We start from the raw sequence: 20,594 nt of genomic DNA on the forward strand, positions 1-20,594 counted from the left end.
GGAGTCGTTGTCATGCCCGCACCTCGATTGACCGGGCGCGGTCGGTATGTGCGATCGATTCATAGACGCTGGGGTTGACGATATAGTGTGGGCGAGCGCCTCTGAGCACATCCGCGACATTGCTCGCCGCCTTGCGCCGCAGTTCGGCCACTGATTCGAGGGAGTCGAATGCCGCGTGTGGAGTAAGGACCAGGTTTTGGATCATGCGCAGCGGATCGTCCGGGGCTGGCGGTTCGATGCTCAGCACGTCGAGCGCGGCGCCAGCCAGGGTGCCGCTGCGGAGTGCTCGACTCAGGGCATCAGTGTCGATGACAGGCCCGCGTGAGGTGTTGATCAGGTAGGCGGTGTCCTTCATCATGGCGAATTCATGTTCACCAATTAGCGCGTGGGTGTGTTCCGTCAGTGGAACGTGCAGGGACACTACGTCCGACGCAGCGAGGAGTTCGTCGAGGCTGCCGACCGCGGTGGCCGAGCCGACCTTGGTGCCGACCGTGCCAGCCGTCGTGAGACCGCGCGAGTACGCCAGGACCCGCATGCCCAAAGCGGTGGCTTTGTCTGCGAGGGCGCGTGCGATGTGGCCGTATCCAACTAGTCCAAGGGTTTGGCCCCGCAGTCGGCGCATGGGCCCGAAGGCAGTGTTGTCCCATGCCCCCGACCGTGTCTGTTGGGCAAACGGGACGATGTGCCGTGAGTGGGACAGCAATAGCGCAAGGGCGTGGTCACTGACCTCATCGACGCAGTAATCCGGCACATTGGTGACCACAAGGCCTAATTGGTCGGCCCGGTTGACGTCGATGTTATCGAGTCCCACCCCGTAGCGTGCCACGGTCTGACACCGTGTAGCGGCGTTGAGTACTGCCTCCGTCACGGGTGCCCAACAGGTCAAGATGGCGTCGGCTTGAGGCGCAAGCTCGACCAAAGCGCTTTCGACAGGTGATGGCGACACCAGGAGTTCGGCGCCGACGGTTGCCAGGATGCCGCGTTCGATGTCGAGTGAGGGCCACGCGTAATCGGTGACAAGGACTTTAGTTGACATGATCGATCCTCGAAGGTCCGGAGAGTGCGGGTACGGGGCTTAGTGGTGCCAGCGCTGGCCGAAGTCCGGCGCCGGGTGCTGCGGTCCGGCACCGGTTCTCCATACGGCCGAGACCTTCGATTTCACTGATGATCAGATCTCCGGCAACGAGGTAGCGTGGTGGATTCTCGAGTCCACCAACACCTTCGGGGGTTCCGGTGAAGATCAGGTCGCCTGATTCGAGAGGGGTGACGGCCGATAGCAAGGCCACCAGTTCGGCGACGTTGTAGATCATCTCGGACGTTGTACTCTTCTGCCGAAGGTCGCCGTTGATCCAGCACGACATCATCAAGTTCGTAGGGTCGGCGAGCTCGTCGGGGGTGACGAGATAGGGTCCGATAGGCGCAAAAGCCCGGAACGATTTTCCGACGGTGTGCTGCTCTGGGCCGAGGAACTGGACGCCACGAGAGGAAATGTCTTGGCCAACGGCGAGTCCTGCCACATGAGACCAGGCGTTCTCCACCCTCAGTCGATCGGCACGTGTGCCAATCACTACGACTAGTTCAACCTCGTAGTCACCGGTTTCGTTGGGAAGCTCGATGTCATCGGTGGGGCCGGTGATGGGCGAGGGAAACTTGGTGAAGATCAGTGGGAGCGGTGGTGGTCCTGCCGAAGTAGAGATGTGGGCGGCCGCCTCGGTGACGTGGGCGGCATAGTTGAAGCCGACACCGAAGACCTGCTGGGGTCGAGGAACCGCGGGCCCCAAGGGGGCTTGGCTCGGCACCGGGCTAGTGCGATCGGTGTCGGCCCAGTCGCGAAATGCCGTCCAGTGATTGAAGACTGCCTCGAAGCTCGGAAAGAGCCCTTCCGAGACGCGCTCGATGTCGACATGTCCGTCGTCACGAACGAGGGAGGGCCGACCGTGCAGGTTTACCAGTTTCATCGTTCTCGATGCTTTCCCGTGGGGTTGTGTGCATTGGTGGGTTACCAGGGCAGCGGGACTGTCTGGCGAAGAAGTCCGAGTGCGAGGGTCCTCAGCGCGTCGATTGTCGCGACGGACATCTGTTGCAGTCGGCTGATGAGATCGAGAATCTCGACGCCTACAAGGGGTGCAAGCAGCGATTCGTCGTGGTCTCCGTACGCGCCGAGGAAGGCGCGTCCAGCATCGATATACGAGTTCTCGGTGTACGGCTGTGTGCGGCTCCGGAGCAGCGACGACGCCAGGAAGTGCGCAACATCGCTGATGCTGGCACCCTGCACAACAGCCTTCCATCCCATGTACGGTCAGTCGCCGGCCTGGCGTGATCAGCACATGATGGGGGCTGAAGTCTCCGTGGAGGAGGCTACGCCCGCACGTGAGCAGGTGTTCGTGAAGATCGGCGACGTAGGCGCCGGTGTCGGTCTCGGTGTTCGCAAAGACCTTTGTAGCGCTTAAGCGTAGGACGTGTTCGGGGTAGGCAGAAGTGCCGAGGGGTACTTCGTGGATCATGCGCAGAGCGGCGCCGGCGATCGCAAACATCCGCGCGGCAATCCTGCCTGCCGGCAGATGCTGATCCCAGTTCGTTCCAGGAACGTAGCGGGTGACAAGCACGCCGTAGTCCAGATCCAACCACACGATCTCGGGTGTAACCTCTTCGACTCGGGCCATCGAATCCGCCGCCCGAGTGAGGGCTGACGGTTCACTGACCGTCAGTACCGGCTTTCCGACACGAATTGCACCACGGTGTCCGGGGCGAAGGCGGCCGGCCGGGATGGGGCCGGGAGGCACCAGGCCTCGCTGCCTTAGATATCTCGCAGCGTCTTCAACGTCGTTCAGGATGCTCGGTGGGACGGATACATCGGATCTGTTGCACGGCACGCGATCTCCGTTGGATGAGGCGATGTACGTGGGATGCGCGGCGGCGACACCACACGGTGCTGAGACGTTGTGTGCGGCCGATTTCATCCACCGCGGCGAGGCATTCGTACTGCCGTCGTGTCGCGCCCAGTGAAGTCCGCAACTCGTCTCGGTTTGGCGATGGCTTGTGGCGAGGTGCACCGACCCCTCGACGACCCTCGACGAGGAGGGGCCCGTGTGCATCCGACACCGATTCGCTCCGTGTGTCATGGGTCCCGGTCCTACGCCACTGCTGCGGTGTCGAGTTCATCGGTTGTGCACTCGTAATGGTGGGAGTGGACTTCCGTCCATCGAACTTGTCCCGCCAACCTTTCGGCCGCTAGCCGTGCGTCCTCACGAGTATGAAGTGCTTGCACCATGGCGACGTGTTGTTCATCGGTCCACTCGTGGTTCGATATGTCCGCGCGTAGATCATCATCCGTTTCGAGCTGGATGCGAATCCAGAATGTGCGGTCGAGCATCGGACTTTCTCCTAGCAAGGTGAAACGTAGCTGTGGGGTCCTGGCGGTCCGGCTATGAACCAACGTCGGTTGACTCGTCATTGTGGGTAGCCGCATGGTCTTTTCACCGTTATGTCGATGTGAAGGGCCTGGACGGGGCCACCGCTGCCCCCGTCCAGGCGAGCCTGTTAGGCGAGCTGAGATTCGCTGAAGTGCCGCGAGTACTGGTCGGCTTCCGCGAGGCTGATACCTCGTCCCGCGGTGGTGACCTTCAGCTTGCATCGTGTCTCGATGAGAAACCCCGATCTGAAGCCCGGGTTCGGTCGGATCCGGGCGGAAGGCCTCGCCTAAGCCAACCTCGCGGACACGGCTGAGGTTGTCCACGGTTACACAGATGCCTCCGGTCATTGTGGATGCCTCCTTGCGGGTGTGGCTGCTGCCACAATCAGTAAACCACAAATTCAATGCCTGCGCAAGGATTGAAATCGGTGCTGAAGTACGCGTTGATTCGGCATAATTCCACGTCAGAGCGCGTCAAGTATCGTGGCTGGCGCCTCGCTCGGTAGATTATCGGTTTCACTACCTTAGTTGTTCTATGCGTGCGCAGAGATCTGTCTCATTGGCCATCTGGCGAGCGTGGACTGTCAGGATCTGCGTGGCGGTGCGGGAGGAACGGAGGCGAGTGTGTGAGCACCAGCGAGGCGAATGCGCAGGTGACCGCGTGGCGGCAATGCTGTACGCGCACGGTCGGTTGATGAGGAAACTCGCGGAGGAACTCCAACGCGTTGAGGGCCTCGACATGGCCTGGTACGAAGTCTTGCTACATGTCGCTGACGCCATGGGGCACTGATTCAGCGCGAACTGCAGGATCGCACGCTGATGGGGCAGAGTGGCTCAGCCGCGTGTTGGCAAAGATGGAGGATGCTCAGCTGGTGCAGCGTGGGGAGCTCGAGAGCGATCGGCGGAACCGCTCGGGCCAGCTCACCAAGCGTGGCCGAGAGCGGTTGCGCCCGCGCCGCGCGTGTACACATTGCCGGGGTCAAGCATTGGTTCGGTGACAAGCTGACCTCGAGCGAGGCGGAAGCTATCGAAAGTGGGCTGACCTGGTCCTCCAGGGGCTGTCTCCAGAGGTCGCGGAGGACCTCATGGCACCACAGTCCAAGGTTGCTATCGGATCATCGATGCGGTCGTCGGCGACCGATCCGGTCTCGGGCGCGGACACATTGGTCGTGCGTGACGCGCTCGAGCCGGTATTGGTTGCAGACGCCGCTCGGTATGCGACGAAAGAAGACATCGGGGAACTACGTCGGCTGCTCGGCGGGATAGCACACACGTCAGTTGAGGGATCCGGTGAAGTTTCTCCAGGCTGACTGGCGGTTGCATGCCGAAATTGCGCAAATCACTCCGAATAAGGTGCTCGGCACAACGTGCAGCTCCCTGCTAACGCCCCTGTTCGACAACGTCGAGTCAATTGTTCCTAGTGCAGATGCGAATCGAAGCCGTAACCCGCCCTGCAGGAAAGAGGGATTGGAACCTACACCGCGATCGAACTGTCTCTGTGGAACAGATCCCAGTGCTGTGGGCCCAGAATACGGCTCCGGTCAGCATGCCAGCCTGGTCCACCCAACATGATGGCGCTACAGCGTCATCATGTGGCCTTTTGCTCGATGACCCACGCCGCGATCTGTGTCCGCGAGGTGAACCCGAGCTTGGTGAGGATGTGCTCGACATGACCCTGAGCGGTGCGTTGCGAGATCACCAACTTGGCCGCGATCGCCCTGTTGGTTAGCCCCTGGGCTACCAGCTCGGCCACCTGACCCTCGCGCCGAGTCAAGCTCGGCAAACCGTCGGCGCCCACCGGCGAGGAAGCCGGGGATTTTTCTTCGAGTGCGTACGCGACAGCGCATGGGAGATTGAGGCTTTCGCCCTCATGGAACGCCGCCTCGAAGGGTTTCTCCCCGAGAAGTGATCGGCTCCGCTGCTTGTACTGATCATGGTTGGTATGAAAGGCGGGAATGTTCATCGCGGGTGCAGCGAGCGTGTGCCACAGAGTTTCCGCGGCGCCGATCAGGACCACTGCTCGGCGGAAGCGGTTCTCGTCGAACGCGATCCACGAAAGGGCTTCCAAGCACCACGCCGTCGCGAGCGGGTCATCGAGCACCCGTGCGAGTTTCAGACTTTCTTTCAGCAGACTGACTCCTCGTCGGGGGTCGGAGTGCCTGAGCGCGAGTCCGAGAGACCATAGGGAGTACACACGGTGGAATGAATCGCCAGTGCGTTCTGTGATTGTCAGCACCTCTTCGTTACATGCAATCGCGCTTGCTGTGTCACCGTTCAGTTCGCCAACCAGGGCAAGCCCGATGAGGATCTCAATCGTCCGCAGCAGATCTCCTTCGCTGCGAAATGTTTCGAGAGCCCTGTCGAAGCAGGAGACTGCGCGCGTGAGATCACCGGTATGGAATGCGAGCAAACCGTCTGCATTCAAGCTCAACGCTTGGGCTGTCGTGTCAAGCTGTTCTGCAATGTCAATCGCTTCTTCAACCATCTTCGTCGCTGCGCGAATGTTTCCCTGCAACCCCGCTAAGACGCTGTTGGCGTACAACGCTTTAACCCTTGACAACGTGGGATGATCGTCCTGGCACGACAGGGCGAGGTCGAGACAGCGCCGTCCTTCGTTGATGAGGCCCCGTGCAAGCCAGAACGGATACAGCGCACTTACGATACTCAGTCCTGTGCCAATCTCGTCTGGTTCCGAACAGCGGTACTGCATGGCATCGCGGAGATTCGATTGCTCCCGTTCCAATCGAGCGGCCCACTCGCGCTGTGAAGGGCTGATCCATTCGGCCTCGGCACGCAGAACGAGCCTTTCGTACCACTTCATGTGCTGCCGACGCAGCGACCGTTCCTCACCGCTTTCGAGTAGCTTTTCGTGTCCGTACTCCCTCAGCGTCTCGAGGATCCGGTAGCGCACGGTCGTTCCGCACGATTCCCTAACCAGGATGGACTTGTCGACCAATCGGGCCAAGGTGTCCAACAGGTCCCCGGACGATAAGTTGCCGGCACAGATGTCCTCTGCGGCGTCCGTCTCGAAGCTTCCAGCGAAGACTGACAGTCGCGCCCAGAGGTACTTCTCGTCCGGAGAACAGAGGTCATAGCTCCAGTCGATTGAAAGTCTCAGTGTCTGCTGACGGGCGGGAGCCCCTCGATATCCCAGTGTCAGGAGCCGGTATCGGTCCGTGAGTCGCTGCAAGATCTGTGCCGCGGACAGTGACCGCATGCGTGCGGCGGCGAGTTCGAGCGCGAGGGGGAGTCCGTCGAGTCGTTGGCAGATCTCCGCCACGAACTGGTAGTTGTCGTCCGTAATCTCAAACTCTGGTAAGGCGGTGATTGCCCGATCGGTGAACAACGCCACGGCCTCGTATTGTCCGAGGCCACGCGGGGAGTGTGGCTTGTCTTGTCCGGGCGCGCTCAGCGGCGGCACACGCAGCGTAGTTTCTCCGCCGACACCCAGCGGTTCGCGACTGGTGACCAAGAAATGCAATTCAGGGCAGATTCGGAGCAGATTCTCGGCCAGTTCGGCGACCGCCTCGACGATCTGTTCGCAGTTATCGAGCACGATCAACAATCGTCGGGTCCTGAGGTAGTCCACCAAGTTCTCCACCGGTCGACCTGACTGTGCTCGAAGCGACAGCGCGTCAGCAACAGTGTTCGCGAGAAGTTCCGCATCTTGCAACTCGCCCAACTCGACAAGCCACACACCGTCGTCGAACGTTCGTTCCAGCTCTGCCGCAACATGCAGTGCCAACCGGGTCTTACCGACCCCGCCCATCCCGGTCAGTGTCACAAGTCGGGATGCTGCGAGCAACGTCTTGGCCTTGGCCAGTTCCCGGCGCCGACCCACGAAACTGGTGAGCTCGAGTGGGAGGTGTCTCCGGCCTGTCAATGTGCTCCTGGACTCCGGCTGCGGACCTGTCCGGGAGTCTGCTCCGACACCAGCGCTAGGGGAGAAAGACCAGCCGTCGTTATCTGTGCCCTCGTGTCGCTGGGCACCCGGCCTGGTCGGCACTGCCATCGCGTCGACGGAGCAGTCGTGTCGCCGCTCAATCCCGCGTAGTCGCTGTCCAAACTCGATTGCGGAGGCCGGCCGATCATCAGGATCGGTCGCCATCCCGATTTCGATTGCGGCACAGAAGTCGTCAGGTACTTCTCGTCCGCGAAGATCCGAAACAGCGTCAGTTGTGATGCGCACAAAGTGGGCCACAACCCGCTCGTCGTTGTGACGTTCGACGGCTGCGTGACCGGTTAAGGCGGAGAACAACGTCGCCGCAAGACTATATACGTCGGAGACTGGACGGGCGGTGTCACCTCTGATGATCTCCGGCGCCGTGAAGGCCGGCGACCCGGTGACGACTCCGGTCGCGGTCTCGAATCCACCCACCATGTGTGCAATGCCGAAGTCGGCGAGCTGAGGTTCACCGTAGTCGGTGAGCAGGATGTTCGCGGGTTTGACATCGCGGTGAAGGATCCCAATGCGGTGAGCAGTTTCCAAGGCACCAGCTAGTCTGACGCCGAGCCGAAGGGCGTCCGTCCAATCAAGCGGCCCGAACCCGCGGATCCGCGCCTCTAGTGAACCCTGCGAGTGGTACTGCATCACAATGAAAGGCAAGCCATCATCATCGGTCTTGCCGATTTGAAAGATATTGATGATGTTCGGATGCCCAGACAGTTTGCCCATCGCATGTTGCTCACGAAGGAACCGCGCGAGATTCTCCGACTCGAGGTTCTGAGTTAGTACCTTTACAGCAACAACGCGATCAAGCGATGGCTGCTGGCAGCGGTAGACCGTCCCGAACCCGCCGTGACCAATCTCCTCAGCATCCACAAATCCCGCTTTGGCGAGCTCCGCAGGTATGTCGAGGGTCATGTCACGCTGTGTAGGGTGCGAATCGAAACTGACCATTGGAGCGTGTTCATGTGATTGAAGTTGCATGTGTTGCATAATGTGACTCGTGGTGGATGAGATGTCATTGCGTTTGGCGCCGGATGCGTTGTGAGACATCGCCGAACCGTTGATTCTGCTCTCTCAATCGAACATTCGACGGTTGATGGCCGATACCGTGGCTACCCCCGCATGTACTGCCCGCCGTTGCTGTCGACCAACTCTCCAGTCACCGCGGCTGACAGCCGCGAAGCGAGGAACACGACGGTGCCGGCCACATCGTTGGGATGGGGGATACCGCCGAGCGGAATCTGAGAGGCTGCCCTCTCGAGATGTGGGCGCTTATCGGGGTCGTCACGCCATTCACGAATCGTAGGAGTTTCCATCCAGCCGGGAACCACACCGTTGACGCGAATGTCGTCCGCGCCGAACTCGAACGCCATCGTCTTGACAGCCTGATTGAGTGCGGCCTTGGTGATCGCATAACCTCCGCGACCGCGGGCGGACACCATACGAGTCGTCATGGCGCTCACCATGACCACCGAGGCTCGGTCCGACTTTCGGAGGAGGGGTAATGCCGATTGCGCCAATGCGATCGGGCTCCACAGGTTGACTTCCGCGAGATGTCGCCAATCATCGAGTTCGACGTCAGCGATGTCGACGTTCTGTCCGGTGGACGACGCGTTGTAGACCAACACGTCGAGTCCGCCGCGCTCCTCCAGCACGTGCAACAGACTCTCCCGTTCCTCGGGGCGAGTGAGGTCTGCGATCACACCGGTCGCGCTGGCGCCCACCCGGGACACCGCATCGACCGCGCTGTCTACCGACGCTTGGCTACGTGCGGCTACCACGAGCGATGCACCGGCGCGGGCCAAAGCGGTGGCGGTCGAGGTTCCCAGTCCGGGGCCCACGCCAGCGACGAGGGCAACGGCTCCATCGAGTCCGATCATCACATCTCCTGTTGAAAAGCAATTCGAAACTATGGTAGTCCATACTATATGTTCGTACTACATTCGCAATAGGTGGCGAAGGGTTCCTACTCCTTGAGTCGCCTTCGCGATGTCGTATGACCGCTGAATCAGGAGTTGACGTATGACCACAAGCAAGCTGACCTATGAGGACCTGGCGACGGCAGCAGGCCGTGATCTCGGCGCCAGTCGGTGGATTCACGTCGCGCAAAACCGCATCGACGGTTTTGCGGACATCACTGAGGATCATCAATGGATCCACGTCGATCCCCAACGTGCAGCATCGGGAACCTTCGGAAGGACGATTGCGCACGGTTACCTGACGATCTCGCTCGTCGGCACGCTGCTGGGTGAGTTGCTCGACGTCGAACCCGATGTTGTTCTGGTCAACTACGGGCTCGACAAACTGAGGTTCACTGCACCGGTACCTGTCGGATCACGGCTTCGCGCGCGTGCGGAGATCGCAGAAGTCATTCCGTCTTCACGCGGGCTCCAGGTGACGGTACGTGTGATCGGCGAGGTCGAGGGAACCGAGAAGCCGAGTTGCGTCGCCGATGCGAGAGTGCTGGTCAGTCGCTGATCGCAACGTGATCACCACATCCGCGCGGGTTGTGCGGTACGGCGCCCGTTCTTCTTGCGCGTAAAGTGCCCGAAGCTTCGCTGCAGGTCCGCGGCGACCTGACCGGGTTGTTCCCTCGGTGAGAAGTGCCCACCTTTCTGGTGGGTGCTCCTCCATTGCATGTTGTAGTAATCGTCCACCCAGGGGCCGGGCTTGCGAGCATGGTGCTCGAACGTCGAGATAGCGGTCGGGGCCTGAACGAGCGGTGAACCTCGGTGCACGGGCGTCCAGGGCCTCTCCACCGCGGACGGATAGAAGCACAGACTGCTGGCGACCGAGTCCGTGAGCCAGTAGAGCATTGTGGTGGTGATCAAGTCTTCTTTCGTGTAGACGGATTCCAGGTCGCCCCCACAATCGCTCCACGAACGGCGGCGTTCGACCAGCCAGGAGCAGAGGCCGATCGGTGAGTCGTTCAGTGCGTGCGCGAGCGTGAGGGGATCGAGAACCTGGACCGTGACGTGAGAGGCGGCCTTGCGTTCGAATGCGAGGAACGTGTCCAGTTCCTGCGTGGACATGTTCTGACGAGCTGGTTCGAACAGGTCCCACGGACGGTTCGTCCCCCATGCGTCGAGACGTGCGGCATCGAAGAGGTGAATGCCGATGAGGCGTTCGGGATATTTGTGCCCCAATTGGGCAGTGACCCACGCGCCCCAGTCGCCGCCCACCGCACCGAACGTTTCGTACCCCAACGCAGTCATGAGCTCTGCCCAGATGTCGGCGGTTTCCCACCAGTTCGGGCCGGCCGCCCGCGCCGACAGGCAAAATCCTGGTAGCGACGGCACCACGAGATTAAACGCCGGCTTGCCGGGACCTGGCTCGGTGAGCATCTGTAGAAGCGGTGCATAGTCCAGAAAGGTCCACGGCCAGCCATGGGTAAGAATCAGGGGTACCGCGTCGGGGACTGTGCTTCGCGTGTGGACGAAGTGAATCGGGCCCATCGAAGACGAATACTCGAAGTTCGGGAGTCTGTTGATCGTCGCTTCCGCGGTCCGCCAGTCATACTCATCGCGCCAGTAGTGGGCCAGTTCGCGCAAGTACGTCGTGCTTGTGCCGTGTGACCATCCGTCGCCGTGGCAGTTGGAGGGGAAGCGTGGGCGCTGCAGGCGTGCAGCCAAATCAACGAGGTCTGATTCGGGTACCTCGAGTGAGATTGGACGTATAACGCTCATGACCGTGCAACCTCCGCTGCAGTAGATTTCAATGTTGAGTGCGGTCGAGTCGAGCCCCACAGCCCTGCTCGGCACCGCGTGAGCGTGCTCATCGTCCGTAATAGCGGGCAGGGCGCTTGTCGGCGAATGCGCGAAGGCCCTCATACACGTCGTAAGACTGTGTGCAGTGCTCAAAGAAGATGTCGGCCTCGCGCGCGAGGCCCTCTGTAAGGTCCGTGGTCTCCGCGATCGTGATCAGTTCTTTCATCCGACGCCGCGCCAGCGGACTGTGCTGCGCGATCTCCGCGACCAGATCCAATGTCGCGTCTTGCAGTGTTTCCAGCGGAGCCCGCAATGAGATCAATCCGGCCGACTCGGCCTCAGCGGCATCGAAGAGGCGACCAGTAAGGAGCCACTTCGACGCTCGTGCACTTCCGACCGCTTTCACAAGGCGCTGGCTGGCACCGGCACCGGGAAGCTGTGCGAACTTGAGGTGACCGTCGCCGATCCTCGCAGTCTCGGATGCGGTCATCAGATCGCAGGCAAGCGAGATCTCCAGTCCTCCTGCGACGCATGTGCCGTTGATCATCGCCACCGTCAACGACGGACAAGATTCCAGTAAGTGACAGACCTCGGCGAAACTCTGCATGAAGATCCTGAGTTGACCCGGATCCCGGTAGAGGGCCTGGTAACCCTTCAAGTCTCCACCAGCTGAGAAGCTGGCGCCCTTGCCGGTCAGCACGATTGCATCGGGGGCGCGATCGATCTTCTCCGAGACCAATAATGACAGCAGGCTTCCCAACGCACCGATCGTGTTCTTGTCCATCGGATTCAGAGACGCCGGACGGTTGAATCGAATTAACGCGATGTCGGCGCCGCCGTGTTCTAAGCACTCGACCTCCAGCAGCGCGTCCGCTGGACCTTTGCCGTCCATCGAGATGACTGCGGACTTGACCGCGTCACGCCAGGGCACAGTTCCCACGGTTCTCCTACTCCTGCCCTGTGATGCGAGCGATCCGCATCCCTGGGCGCCACAGCATTCGGAATTTGAGCATATGATTCGTAAAGTGAAGCACGATAATTGTAGATTTGGAATCCCATACGCTCCCATCGCATGAGGTGGAGATGCGTCTGTCCCACCCCTCGACCTGAGCGGTCCGGACCCGACGCCAGAAGAGAAGAGGACGAGATGGCGTTACTGCAGTGTCGGTCAGTGGTTGCAGTGAAGACGGGTCACTGGGATGCGGCAAAAGAAGTTGCCCGCGAGCAAGTGCGGGACGCCAACGAACGCCCGGGCACCCTGGTCTACGAGATCTATGCCGACGAGTCTGCTCATCGGTTGGTGCAAATGGCGGTGTACCGGGATGTCGAAGGATGGCTCTCGCACAGCCGTAACAACCCCCATGCCGCGAGGTACATGACGATGGTGGACCTCGTGTCGCTCGAGGTGCACGGTGATCCGACGCCGGAGCTGGAAGAACTCCTTGCGGGTTTCGGCGCTGCGGCGATCCTCCCCAGTGTCTCGTCTGCGAAATGAGGAAACATCCAATTGACTTCGAAGTTAGGCTGAAGTGATAGGCTAAAAATGGAAACGCATACGATCGACTGATGTCCGGGTTGATCCTGACAACCGTCCGAGGTGCGCTCCTGACTGCGATGACTTGCTCGGGCTGTCCAGGTCCAACAGCGAGATCATCACGACCTGAGCGAAAGGTTCGATGTGGCTAAGTTCGAATTCATCGAGGTGACGAAGCGGGGGGCAGTACTAGACTGCTGGCTCAACCGGCCAGAGGTGCGGAACGCCATCTCCACGGAGGTCGAGGACGAATGGGATGACGTGCTCGAACTCGCCCAAGGCGACGACGACATCAAGGTGGTGACGCTACAAGGGCGAGGGCCGGTGTTCTCTGCCGGCGCGGACATGAAGGAGTTCGCCAACACCTTCCGCGATCCTGAACCGCCGGCACAGAGCGACAACGGCGATGGCGTAAAGATGTTCGATCGGCCCGACCGCCGGGACGGAGCCAATCGTCGTCTGTGGCCCCCGCCGGCGATGCACACCCCGTCGCTGCCTCGTTCCTGGTACTTCCGTAAGACGCTCATCGCAGGGGTTCACGGATTCGTCGGGCCATATGCGCAGCGCATGCTTGCTCCCTTCGACTTCATTCTCGCCGCCGATGGCACCCGCTTCAGCTGGGAACAGGCACGCACCGGTAGCCAAAATCACCCGCTGGCGATCTATTCCTTCCAACTTCCGATGCGCGTACTGAAGCAACTCTTGCTGATGGGCGGCTGGTTCGACGCAGAGACCGCACACCAGCTCAATCTTGTTCAACGAGTGGTGTCACAAGAAGCGCTGCCCGCCGAGGTCGCCAGCTGGGCCGAATCTGCCTCGGGTCTGACGATCGAGACGATCGCGGCGTACAAGGAAGGCATCCACCGCATGTACGAGATCGCCGGGCTGCACAGCATGATCGGCGTCGGCAACAACATCAATGCACACGCGGCCGGAAGCCACGGAAACGACTTCCACGGAACTCTGCGGGACAGTGGTATGGCGGCAGCACTGAAGCTTCGCAACGCGGGCGTCGACTCCACGATCACCGAAGTAACTACCGGAGCGAGGGAACGATGAGTCCCGACGGAAAGGCGCCGGGTCCACTGGCTGGGCTGCGCGTCGTCGACCTCACACGGGTGATCGTCGGACCCTACGCCACTCAGTTCCTCGGCGACATGGGCGCAGATGTCATCAAGGTGGAAAGCCCTGTCGGTGACCTCACTCGCTCGGTCGGCGCCCAGCGCCATGCGGACATGTCTGCGAACTTCCTCATCTTCAACCGAAACAAGCGCAGTATCGTTCTCGACCTCAAGCACCCCGAGGGTCAGGAAGCGCTCAGGCGACTCATCGAGACCGCCGACGTGTTTGTGGTGAACTATCGTCCCGCAGCGCTGGCGAAGTTGAACATCACCTACGAGGATCTGACCGCGATTAATCCAGGGTTGGTGTACTGCCGAGTCGTCGGATATGGAGCGGACAACCCCAACAATGCCAAGCCGGCGATCGATGACGTCATTCAAGCGCTCACTGGCTCGGTGGCACTTCAGGGAGAGCTGACGGGCCATCCGAGCTTCGTTGGATTGCCGATGGCCGACCTCACCTGTGGCTTGTTTGCGTTGGGAGGCATCCTCGGAGCCCTCTACCGCAAGAGTCGGACGGGAGAAGGTGATGAGGTTGAAGTGCGAATGTACGACTCGATGGCCGCGTTCAACCTCAGCCCCCACCTGGCGGGCGAGTCCTTTGTGCCGGCGCTCGGGCCGGCGCGTTACCCGCGCAGTGTGTCTCCGAATCGAAAGCCGTTCGACACCGCAGACGGTGTCATCACCGTCGCGCCGTACACGGACAAGGCCTGGCGAAGCTTCTTACCGCTGATCGGCAGAGCTGAACTGCTCGACGATCCGCGATATGCGACTGTCCACGCCCGTTCATCCCATTTGAATGAGCTATATGAGATCATGATTCCGGTAATCAAGACCAAGACCAGCGATGAATGGCTGCGCCTCCTGGAGGAGGCGGACGTGCCGTGCAGCAAAGTCCAGACACCACAGGAACTTGTCGAAGATCAGGCACTCGCAAGCGCTGGGCTCCTCACCGAGCATGAGCACCCGACCGAGGGACGCATCCGTCTCCTGAATAATCCCGTTCGATACACGAACGCTCCGAACTCGATCCGTCAGCTGCCGGCGAATCTAGGCGAGCATTCTCGGGAGATTCTCGACGAGGTCGGCTTCAGCGCCGACGAGATCGACGCAATGGTTACCAGCGGAACGACCGTGATACCACCAGTCACTGCAGGTCAGCCCTCCTGACGTGCTCGCTGGGGTGATGCCTGCCTCGGTACCCCGTGGCCGGCTGTGGAATGACCACAGGTTCACGCCCAAGACGGCTTGCTGGCGGTTCCACACCGTTTCGCCCTGGAAGGTGCATCCGTCGAGTCGGGGCGTGGCAGTCGATCGGGGAACGGCACAGGCGCTGGTCGAGCAACGGAACTTATGAAGCGATGGTTGCGGCGGTTCCACGCCGCCCACGCCGCCCACGCCGTCGACGATGACGCGGTGCGGCGCTGGCGGCGATCGGCTCGACCAGTATCCTCGCCCACCAGCACGCAACCTCTGCTCGAAGATGTGCCCGCAACGACATGGCGACCCCATCCCTCTAATTCCCGGATCAGACACCCTCGCGCCATTGAACCTGAAAGCTGCTGCGTAGCAGTCACATCACACAGACTATCCTGCAATGGCCGCATCGGATCGAGAAACGCAATGCGAAGGATCCTCGAGGAAGACCGCCCGTGTTCGACCCCGCCCTCTGCCCGCACCGCAACACCGTCGAGCGGATTCAATCGGCTGGTTCTGGCCGCTTTCCACGATGGTTCCTGAGTGTTGTCAGTGGCTGAGGAGTATTCGGTTGCGAAGTAGATCGTATCCGGCGCGTTCGTATATCTGCCGTTCTAGCATCTTAGAAGTTACGCGGAATCTGGCCGTGCGGATGATCATGTCTCCTCGGTGTTGACCACGGAACTTGACGAGATGGCTCAACCGGCACGGTGGTGGACAAGTGGCCGGTGTTGTGCCGGCACGTGCAGGCGCCCGGGTGGGCTGCGGCTGTGGACCGATTCGGGCTGGTGGCCCTGACGATCGACGCCTACGCTCGCGGGCTTGCCGAGTATCTGCAGATGTGCGAGCGGGAGGCGGTCGATCCCCTCACCACCAGCCGTGGCTGTATCGGTATTTATGTGCGGGAGTTGACCGAACGGCCCAGCCACCGAGGGAAAACGTCGTGTCGCTCGATTCCGGTTCCGGTTCGGCGAATACCACGATTAAGCAGAGGCTGGTGCCGGTGCTGCTTCTCGTCGGGGCAGAAGCATCCAGAAGGTGATCCGCCGGACCGACGGCACTGTCGGTGTGGACGGCGACGCTGAACCTGTTCTGCGGGACGGGCGAAGGTAGTCGCGGTCGGTGCCGCTGTCGCGATTTCCCTTGCCCAATGTTTCTCGTAGAGTCGGGAAGCGGAGGTTTGTCCGTCGTTGAAACGCTCGTGCATGTGCGCGATGCATTTGTCCAGCACGGTGCGCAATCCGGCCCGCGGGGCGCCCCGAACTCCGTCGACACCTCCGGCGTTGCAGAAGTCTCCGGACCAGCCCGAGCTGACGTGCGATCGTCTTGATTCCCAATCCCTGGGTCTTGAGCACCGCGACCGCCTCGAAACGCTGTTTCGTCCGAACGGACGGCATGGAGGTCTCCCGGCGTGTCGTGTGTGCCTGCTCGGCGGCTTGCCTCAGCTGTTCCGCCGCGGTGAGTTCGATGACTGTTCGGGCTCTATCGCGCCGGTCATGGACGGCAACGGTTCTCCACCGCTTCGGCGAGGTTGTGCCACAGGCGCCAGCGATCAGCGGGTGCCACGCCCGAGCGCCTTTCCCGTTGGCACCGGAGCCGTCACGGCATACCACCTCGGTACCCCGACGCGCTGAGCCAGTCAGCGAAGGTGGCGGCTTGCGGTCGGCGAGAACGTCGGCGGGATGGTGTGTACTCAGGTCAAATAGCACGGCGCCGTACCGGTACGCCGTCGCAGCGCGAAGTCGTCGAGACCGAGGACCTGAACCGCGATAACCCACCGCCCCGCATGATGCCCAGCGTGGGCGTCATCCGAGCGCCCGCGCGTCCCGGCCAACGCTCGTTCGATCTTCTCGAGGATGCCCCGCAGCAGCGGTGTGCGGCGCGCAAATCGCATCGTTACACCTTCGATCTGTTCGACGAAGGTGCGCCGGTCACAGTCGGTGGTCAGATATACATGAAGCGGTGCACAGAACCAATCCGCTCGTACAGTGGCGCGGGATCGTCATCTGGTGAGACAAGAATGCGGTCATCTACCTCGCCGGTGTCCTCGTCGCATCCCCTCATCGGCTTCGCCGACAAGCAGACAGGCCCTGCTCTAGAAGTACTCGGGCTTCATCTCCAAGAGCGTGCCGTCATTGACTGCGAGAAGTTCAAGCTGAGCCGCCGTCCGCGGGAGCTCCCACCGGAAGAAGTACTGGGCGGCCAACCGCTTACCGATGTAGAAGTCCCCGGCCTTGCCATGGGCCGCGAGAACCTGCTCTAGCCAAATCCAAGCAACGACCACATGACCGGCGACTTCGAGAAACACCGATGCGTTCGCGAGTCGCGCGGCCGGATCATTCACTGTCTGCAGGTGCGCTGCAACCGCCACCAGACGCTCCCACGAGTGGTTGAGATGAAGTGCCATCTCTTTCGCCTGGACGTCCACACTCGCGCGCTCGACGGTAAGCGAGATCATGCGTCCAAGCTCATGAAGTCCCTTTCCGTCGTCGCCGAGGACTTTTCGAGCGAGCAGATCCTGTGCTTGGATGCCATGGGTTCCTTCGTGTATCGGGTTGAGCCGATTATCCCGGTAGTGCTGCTCCACGTCGTAGTCGCGGGTGTAGCCGTAACCCCCGTGCACCTGGATCGCGAGACTGTTCGCCTGAAGGCACCACTGAGAAGGCCAACTCTTTGCGATGGGGGTCAGAAAGTCGAGTAGAACTCCCGCACGTTCGCGCGCGGATGGGTCGGTGGCAGTCTTCTGCTCATCGAGCACCCGGCCGCAGAAGAGGTTCAGCGCCAGCGCCCCTTCCACATACGACTTCTGCGCAAGCAACATCCGACGTACGTCGGCATGCTCGACGATCGGAGACTGCGGCGTGCGCGCATTCTTGCGACCCGCTGGGCGCCCTTGTGGCCTGCTCCGCGCGTACTCCAGTGACTTGAGGTAGCCCGTGTATCCAAGAGATGTCGCGCTCAGTCCAATTCCCACCCGAGCCTCGTTCATCATGTGGAACATGTACTGGAGACCTCGGTGCTCCTCTCCTACGAGATAACCGACCGCGCCGGCCTCACCGTCGGGACAGAATGTGCCGTCGCCGAGATTCAGAATGGTATTGACGGTTCCGCGAGCCCCCATCTTGTGATTCAGGCCAGTCACCACAATGTCGTTGCGGGCACCCCGGCGGCCGTCCGAGTCGATCAGGAACTTGGGCACGATGAAAAGGGATATCCCCTTGACACCCCCGCCGCCTCCGGGTGCCTTCGCGAGAACCAAATGAATTATGTTCTCACCCATCTGGTGGTCGGCACCGGAGATCCACATCTTGCTTCCGAACAGGCGATAGCTCCCGTCTGGCTGGGGGAGCGCCCGAGTGGCGATATCCGCCAGGCTGGAGCCGGCCTGAGGCTCGGACAACGCCATCGTCCCGAAGTGACGACCATCGAGCATGGGTCTGACGAATGCGTCGATCTGCTCGGATGTGCCGTGCGCAAGAAGGAGGTTCGCGTTGCCGACTGTCAGGAGATTGTAAGCGGCCGTCGACATGTTCGCCCCGTAGAACCAGGCCGTGCACGCATTGAATACGCACTGCGGTAGTTGCATTCCACCAACGGATTCGTCCATCGTCGATCCGATCAGACCTGCGGCGGCGTATGCGCCCAGCGCATCTTCGATCTCGATGATCAGCTCGACCTGCCCGTCGACCAGGCGCGGCTCCTGAAGGTCACCTTTTCGGTTGTGTGGTGCGAAGCGCTTCTCGGCCAACTGTTCGCTCAGGTCGAGCACTTCGGTGAAGGTCTCGCGCGAGTGGGCGGTGAAACGTTCCCTGCTCAGGAGTGTGCAGACGTCCAACCACTCGAACAGAAGGAAGTCGATGTCGCGTCGGGACATGATCGTGCTGGTCATTTGAGACCTTTCGTGGGTGTAGAGAACCGGGATTCGTTGGACAGGTCCCGAGCCTGAGTGCGTGACTTCGGCAGCAGCAGGCTCGCTGCAGTGGTTGCTGCACCGAGAAACGCCAAGAATGCAAGGGCGGCCAGATACGCGGCAGCGGAGCTGACAGCATTGCCGGAGGCCACCATTGTCAGAACCAGGATCGAGCCCTGAATCCCCAATGTGCCGCCGACAATCCGCATGTTGGTGTTCATGCCGATCGCCACACCGGTCTCTGAGGGCTCTACCGCGGCCAGGACAGTGTTAGCGAGCGCAGACTGAATCAATCCAAATCCCACGCCGATGATCCCGCAGGACAGAAGTATGTGCCCCGCGTTGTCGTGCAGAAGAGTCAGGACTATACAGCCGGCCAGGAGGATCAGGGACCCGGCTATCACCGGTGCTCGCGGACCTGACCTCTTGATGATCGAACCCGAGAGCGTTCCGAAGACGAACATGCCGACGGGCATCGGCAGCATCAGCAGACCCGACATGACGACGGATTCACCCAGGCCGCCGTCGGCATGGCGTGCCTGTAGAAGCATCGGAAGGAGCGAGAACATGCCGAACATGCGCCATTGAGGAACATCACGAGGTTCGCCTGCCAGACGCCGCGTCGCCGCATCAGGCTCAAGTCGACGACAGGATGCGCAGCGCGTCGTTCCGTGACAATCCAGAGGACGAAGAGGACTGGGAACAAAGCGAGACAGACGAGGGTAGGGGCGGCGCTCCACCCCCAGCTCTGGCCCTGGCTCGCAGGCAGCAAGATCGCGACGAGCCAGCTGACGAGAAGCGTGCCGCCTGCGTACTCGATCGGCTCACCTGTCTTGTCATGGTTGTCGATCGCGAACCGCGCGACGAGGGCGGCAGCGATGAGGACCACGACCAGCGGGGCGAGGAAGAGCCACGTGTAGCCCAGGCGGTCCATGAGTGGACCGGCGATGACGAGACCGACTCCGCCGCCGGCATTGACCGTCGCGGTGAACAGCGCAACGGCTGTCGGAATTTGCGCCGCTGGCAGGTTCTCTCGAAGTAGAGCTATCGCGAGGGGGAAGAGCGCCCCCGAGGCGCCCTGCAGGACACGCCCGAAAATCATCCACCCAAGTGTCGGAGCGAACGCCGATACCAAGAGTCCGATTGCCATTACCCCGAGCGCGGCGAGCAGAACTTTCTTCTTGCCCTTTGCGCTACCGACGCGTCCACCGATGGGCGTTGCTGCGGCGCACGCAAGCAGGAAGCTGGTCAGTACCCATGTTGTCGTCTGGGGATCGCTATCGAAGCGCCGTTCGGTCCACGGCAGCACTGGGGCCATCATGGACTGCAAAACGGCGAAGGCGAAAGCAGCAAGTCCCAGCGAAACCTGCAACTTGAACGGTGTGCGCGCCAGATCGTCGGTGGTACTCAACGGACCGTCGGCGTGGGCGAGGTCCGTCGTGTCCTCCCGCGACGGGCCGCCGACGCCGTCACCGGTGACCATGTATTGCGAACGAGACACTTGTTCACCTGGCCGGGTCACGATGAGCCCTGTCCTTTGGCGTCTCGGGCAGCCGGGTGCGGCATCGGAAAAGCAGCCACTGGTCTGCGGTGTTGACGGGCATCAGCGTTCTCCGATCGCTGCTGAAGGATTCGAACCCGGGATCGTCGCCTAGAAGGTCGAATTATAATCCATCTCTCATGCCAGTGATACTCTAGTATCGAAAATCATTCGACTCAACCGAATGCGAGTCGACTGTTGGGTTCGGTGACGGGTCTTGGAAC

At 61.2% G+C, this 20,594-nt stretch carries 16 protein-coding genes and 1 pseudogene; 4 read left to right on the plus strand and 13 right to left on the minus strand.

Translation table 11 applies throughout. The features are described 5' to 3' along the window. Nucleotides 1-10: 10 nt before the first annotated feature. The 7 genes and pseudogenes from ACFWAY_RS26195 to ACFWAY_RS26225 form a co-directional block, all read right to left on the minus strand. Nucleotides 11-1,036, minus strand: coding sequence for a C-terminal binding protein (locus tag ACFWAY_RS26195; RefSeq protein WP_378512699.1), 1,026 nt, complete (start codon nt 1,034-1,036; stop codon nt 11-13). Then, the gene (locus ACFWAY_RS26200) at nt 1,026-1,958 is read right to left on the minus strand and encodes a fumarylacetoacetate hydrolase family protein (protein WP_378512754.1); all 933 of its coding nucleotides are present in this window, start codon (nt 1,956-1,958) and stop codon (nt 1,026-1,028) included. The genes ACFWAY_RS26195 and ACFWAY_RS26200 overlap by 11 nt, the downstream gene beginning before the upstream one ends. A 41-nt stretch (nt 1,959-1,999) precedes the next feature. After that, on the minus strand, nt 2,000-2,293 hold the full coding sequence (locus ACFWAY_RS26205) for a hypothetical protein (protein ID WP_378512758.1): 294 nt from the start codon (nt 2,291-2,293) through the stop codon (nt 2,000-2,002). Nucleotides 2,294-2,318: 25 nt separating this feature from the next. Continuing rightward, nucleotides 2,319-3,122, minus strand: a pseudogene (locus tag ACFWAY_RS26210) (hypothetical protein); the annotation flags it as partial. Nucleotides 3,123-3,133: 11 nt separating this feature from the next. Next, nucleotides 3,134-3,373 carry a hypothetical protein gene (locus ACFWAY_RS26215; RefSeq protein ID WP_378512700.1) on the minus strand — a complete coding sequence of 80 codons (240 nt, stop codon included), beginning with the start codon at nt 3,371-3,373 and terminating at the stop codon, nt 3,134-3,136. 1,627 nt (nt 3,374-5,000) lie between these two features. Continuing rightward, complete coding sequence (locus ACFWAY_RS26220; RefSeq protein ID WP_378512701.1) at nt 5,001-8,276, minus strand: protein kinase; 3,276 nt, start codon at nt 8,274-8,276, stop codon at nt 5,001-5,003. 197 nt (nt 8,277-8,473) lie between these two features. Next, nucleotides 8,474-9,241: an SDR family NAD(P)-dependent oxidoreductase gene (locus ACFWAY_RS26225; RefSeq protein WP_378512702.1), complete on the minus strand. Its 768-nt coding sequence runs from the start codon at nt 9,239-9,241 to the stop codon at nt 8,474-8,476. A 142-nt stretch (nt 9,242-9,383) separates the two neighbouring features. Between ACFWAY_RS26225 and ACFWAY_RS26230 the strand changes: the two genes are divergently transcribed. After that, the gene (locus ACFWAY_RS26230) at nt 9,384-9,839 is read left to right on the plus strand and encodes a MaoC family dehydratase (RefSeq protein ID WP_378512703.1); all 456 of its coding nucleotides are present in this window, start codon (nt 9,384-9,386) and stop codon (nt 9,837-9,839) included. 11 nt (nt 9,840-9,850) lie between these two features. Here the strand turns inward: ACFWAY_RS26230 and ACFWAY_RS26235 are convergent, their stop codons facing one another. Then, nucleotides 9,851-11,191: an epoxide hydrolase family protein gene (locus ACFWAY_RS26235; RefSeq protein WP_378512704.1), complete on the minus strand. Its 1,341-nt coding sequence runs from the start codon at nt 11,189-11,191 to the stop codon at nt 9,851-9,853. After that, complete coding sequence (locus ACFWAY_RS26240) at nt 11,136-12,008, minus strand: enoyl-CoA hydratase/isomerase family protein (RefSeq protein ID WP_378512705.1); 873 nt, start codon at nt 12,006-12,008, stop codon at nt 11,136-11,138. Before ACFWAY_RS26240 ends, ACFWAY_RS26235 begins: the two co-directional genes overlap by 56 nt. Before the next feature lie 231 nt (nt 12,009-12,239). Between ACFWAY_RS26240 and ACFWAY_RS26245 the strand changes: the two genes are divergently transcribed. The 3 genes from ACFWAY_RS26245 to ACFWAY_RS26255 all read left to right on the plus strand — a co-directional run bounded on the left by ACFWAY_RS26245 (nt 12,240) and on the right by ACFWAY_RS26255 (nt 14,893). After that, nucleotides 12,240-12,563, plus strand: a complete 324-nt coding sequence (locus ACFWAY_RS26245) for a putative quinol monooxygenase (protein ID WP_378512706.1) — start codon at nt 12,240-12,242, stop codon at nt 12,561-12,563. Nucleotides 12,564-12,770: 207 nt separating this feature from the next. Continuing rightward, complete coding sequence (locus ACFWAY_RS26250) at nt 12,771-13,661, plus strand: enoyl-CoA hydratase/isomerase family protein (protein ID WP_378512755.1); 891 nt, start codon at nt 12,771-12,773, stop codon at nt 13,659-13,661. Continuing rightward, a complete protein-coding gene (locus ACFWAY_RS26255) occupies nt 13,658-14,893 on the plus strand; it encodes a CaiB/BaiF CoA transferase family protein (RefSeq protein WP_378512707.1) in 1,236 nt (411 codons plus the stop codon). The genes ACFWAY_RS26250 and ACFWAY_RS26255 overlap by 4 nt, the downstream gene beginning before the upstream one ends. A gap of 1,720 nt (nt 14,894-16,613) precedes the next feature. Here the strand turns inward: ACFWAY_RS26255 and ACFWAY_RS26260 are convergent. The 4 genes from ACFWAY_RS26260 to ACFWAY_RS26275 all read right to left on the minus strand — a co-directional run bounded on the left by ACFWAY_RS26260 (nt 16,614) and on the right by ACFWAY_RS26275 (nt 20,331). Next, nucleotides 16,614-16,814: a hypothetical protein gene (locus ACFWAY_RS26260; protein WP_378512708.1), complete on the minus strand. Its 201-nt coding sequence runs from the start codon at nt 16,812-16,814 to the stop codon at nt 16,614-16,616. Nucleotides 16,815-17,015: 201 nt separating this feature from the next. Continuing rightward, the gene (locus tag ACFWAY_RS26265; protein ID WP_378512709.1) at nt 17,016-18,809 is read right to left on the minus strand and encodes an acyl-CoA dehydrogenase; all 1,794 of its coding nucleotides are present in this window, start codon (nt 18,807-18,809) and stop codon (nt 17,016-17,018) included. Next, nucleotides 18,806-19,330: a hypothetical protein gene (locus tag ACFWAY_RS26270; protein ID WP_378512710.1), complete on the minus strand. Its 525-nt coding sequence runs from the start codon at nt 19,328-19,330 to the stop codon at nt 18,806-18,808. The genes ACFWAY_RS26265 and ACFWAY_RS26270 overlap by 4 nt, the downstream gene beginning before the upstream one ends. Further along, nucleotides 19,315-20,331, minus strand: coding sequence for an MFS transporter (locus tag ACFWAY_RS26275; RefSeq protein ID WP_378512711.1), 1,017 nt, complete (start codon nt 20,329-20,331; stop codon nt 19,315-19,317). The genes ACFWAY_RS26270 and ACFWAY_RS26275 overlap by 16 nt, the downstream gene beginning before the upstream one ends. Between the last annotated feature and the right edge of the window lie 263 nt (nt 20,332-20,594).

Source organism: Rhodococcus sp. NPDC059968 (genome assembly GCF_042738615.1).
Classification (GTDB): Bacteria; Actinomycetota; Actinomycetes; order Mycobacteriales; family Mycobacteriaceae; genus Rhodococcus_F.

Excerpts from the sequence above, each read along its gene's own strand:
- ACFWAY_RS26195 (WP_378512699.1), bottom strand. The coding sequence starts at position 1,036 with ATGTCAACTAAAGTCCTTGTCACCGATTACGCGTGGCCCTCACTCGAC.
- ACFWAY_RS26200 (WP_378512754.1), bottom strand. The coding sequence starts at position 1,958 with ATGAAACTGGTAAACCTGCACGGTCGGCCCTCCCTCGTTCGTGACGAC.
- ACFWAY_RS26205 (WP_378512758.1), bottom strand. The coding sequence starts at position 2,293 with ATGGGATGGAAGGCTGTTGTGCAGGGTGCCAGCATCAGCGATGTTGCG.
- ACFWAY_RS26215 (WP_378512700.1), bottom strand. The coding sequence starts at position 3,373 with ATGCTCGACCGCACATTCTGGATTCGCATCCAGCTCGAAACGGATGAT.
- ACFWAY_RS26220 (WP_378512701.1), bottom strand. The coding sequence starts at position 8,276 with ATGACCCTCGACATACCTGCGGAGCTCGCCAAAGCGGGATTTGTGGAT.
- ACFWAY_RS26225 (WP_378512702.1), bottom strand. The coding sequence starts at position 9,241 with ATGATCGGACTCGATGGAGCCGTTGCCCTCGTCGCTGGCGTGGGCCCC.
- ACFWAY_RS26230 (WP_378512703.1), top strand. The coding sequence starts at position 9,384 with ATGACCACAAGCAAGCTGACCTATGAGGACCTGGCGACGGCAGCAGGC.
- ACFWAY_RS26235 (WP_378512704.1), bottom strand. The coding sequence starts at position 11,191 with ATGAGGGCCTTCGCGCATTCGCCGACAAGCGCCCTGCCCGCTATTACG.
- ACFWAY_RS26255 (WP_378512707.1), top strand. The coding sequence starts at position 13,658 with ATGAGTCCCGACGGAAAGGCGCCGGGTCCACTGGCTGGGCTGCGCGTC.
- ACFWAY_RS26260 (WP_378512708.1), bottom strand. The coding sequence starts at position 16,814 with ATGCGATTTGCGCGCCGCACACCGCTGCTGCGGGGCATCCTCGAGAAG.
- ACFWAY_RS26265 (WP_378512709.1), bottom strand. The coding sequence starts at position 18,809 with ATGACCAGCACGATCATGTCCCGACGCGACATCGACTTCCTTCTGTTC.
- ACFWAY_RS26270 (WP_378512710.1), bottom strand. The coding sequence starts at position 19,330 with ATGTCGGGTCTGCTGATGCTGCCGATGCCCGTCGGCATGTTCGTCTTC.